The organism is Corynebacterium sp. HMSC036D03 (assembly GCF_001836185.1).
GTDB classification, from domain to species: Bacteria; Actinomycetota; Actinomycetes; order Mycobacteriales; family Mycobacteriaceae; genus Corynebacterium; species Corynebacterium simulans.
In genome coordinates this window covers 1-1,218 of record NZ_KV827735.1, presented here as the reverse complement: position 1 = coordinate 1,218, position 1,218 = coordinate 1, and the positions used below count along the sequence as shown (strand labels likewise).

Annotated in this window: 1 protein-coding gene; it reads left to right on the top strand. The window is 53.6% G+C overall.

Annotation, left to right across the window (positions count from 1 at the left end):
- Positions 1 to 113 precede the first annotated feature (113 nt).
- Positions 114 to 1,218: recombinase family protein (locus HMPREF2692_RS04740; protein ID WP_371326278.1), on the top strand; the 1,105-nt coding region annotated here is incomplete at its 3' end.

Sequence of the window (1,218 nt, the reverse complement as noted above, 5' to 3'; positions counted from 1 at the left end):
TAGCTGAGGTAGGAACTAAACCCAGGACGCTTCACGGTCATGAAAGACAAGTTGATCTTCACCCATGACGATCAGCGCCAGACAGTCATTGCGCTGGCCCAGCTGGAAGGAGAATAACAGTGGCTACGGTTACCGCGATACCAGCAACCAAGACACGCATCCACGACAGCGCGCTTTCAGGTTTTAGCTCCAAACGCCGGGTGGCAGCCTACGCAAGGGTGTCCACCGATATGGAAGAACAAGCCACCAGCTATCAAGCCCAAATCGATTACTACACCGTCCACATCCAATCGCGTGCTGATTGGGTGTTTGCTGGCATGTATGCCGACGAAGGCATTAGCGGTACTTCTACCAAACACCGTGAGGGCTTCCAAGCCATGATCGCCGACGCGTTAGCCGGGAAAATTGATCTGATCCTCACCAAGAGTGTCTCGCGGTTTGCTCGTAACACCGTCGACTCCCTGACCACCGTCCGACAGCTAAAAGAAGCCGGTGTGGAGGTGTATTTCGAGAAAGAAAGCATCTGGACCCTTGATTCTAAAGGCGAACTACTCATCACCATCATGAGTAGTCTTGCCCAGGAAGAATCTCGCTCCATATCTGAGAACGTCACCTGGGGACATCGCAGACGCTTCGCTGATGGGAAAGTCATGGTGCCCTACTCCTCGCTACTGGGATATAAGAAAGGCGCTGACGGTAACCTCGCTATTGATGAGACTCAAGCCCCGACCGTGCGCTTGATCTACCAGCTGTTTCTAGACGGCTCATCGATCACCGAAATCCGTGCCGAGCTACAGCGTCGCGGTATTTTGACTCCGCGAGGTAAAACCAACTGGTCCACCTCAACCGTGCGCTCCATCTTGACCAATGAGAAATATAAAGGCGACGCCCTGCTCCAGAAAACGTTCACCGCTGACTTCCTAACCAAACGAATCGAAGTAAACGAGGGCGAAGTCCCGCAATACTACGTCACCGGAAACCACGAGCCGATTATTGATGCGCCCGTCTGGGATCAGGTTCAATACGAGTTGGCCACCCGCCACGCAACCAACAGCTCCAAAATCGGCCTATTTGCCAGCCGACTCAAATGCGCAGATTGCGGATCCTGGTACGGACGCAAAACCTGGGCATCCAACACTAAATACAAGCACACGATCTGGCGGTGCAACCAAAAATACGACCATGGGCCTGACCCCCGGAAAGTAGACACGTCGGGGG